At 47.3% G+C, this 838-nt stretch carries 1 protein-coding gene; it reads left to right on the forward strand.

The window, feature by feature from the left end; all coding sequences use genetic code 11:
- A partial coding sequence (locus R7190_RS26495) for a PTS transporter subunit EIIC (RefSeq protein WP_318137754.1) occupies positions 1 to 838 on the forward strand: 838 nt, incomplete at both ends.

The following is an 838-nucleotide window of genomic DNA, read 5'->3' on the forward strand; positions in this document are numbered from 1 at the left end:
ACGGTCAAGGTGCTGCAGGTCTTGCTGGTGCGGTTGCGTACTTCGTACTTACTGCGACAGCGTCAACAATCGATGCGTCAGTTAACATGTCATTCTTCGGTGGTATCATCGCAGGTATCATTGCTGGCCATTCTTACAACGCTTTCCATGCTACACGCCTTCCTGAGTGGCTAGCATTCTTCTCTGGTAAGCGCCTAGTGCCAATTATGGCTGGTTTGTTCGCCCTAGTTGCTGGTGCTGTTTCAGGTATTGTATGGCCAACAATCCAAGGTGGTCTAGATGCACTTGCTCACGGTATCTCTACTTCTGGCGCAATCGGTCAGTTTGTATATGGTACGCTTAACCGTGCTCTAATTCCTGTAGGTCTACACCACGTACTGAACTCTTTCTTCTGGTTTGGTATGGGTTCTTGTCAAGAAGTGCTAGTTTCTGGCGCAACAGCTGCTGGTCAAGCTCTTCCTGCACTACAACAACTTTGTGTTGACCCAGCTCTAGCTAAGACTCTTGTTGCAGGTCAAACTCACACATTTGAATTCGCTAACTCAGTAACTCCAGAAATTACAGCAACTGTTAAAGAAGTAACTGAAACAGTTAAATCTGGTGACCTACACCGTTTCTTCGGTGGTGATAAGAGCGCTGGTGTATTCATGAACGGTTTCTTCCCAGTAATGATGTTTGGTCTACCAGGTGCAGCACTTGCTATGTACCTAGCGGCTCCTGTTGAGAAACGTAGCCAAGTTGGTGGTGCATTGTTCTCTGTTGCATTCTGTTCATTCCTAACTGGTATCACAGAGCCTCTAGAGTTCATGTTCGTATTCCTCGCGCCTGCTCTACACGC

Source organism: Vibrio sp. 1078-1 (assembly GCF_033340475.1).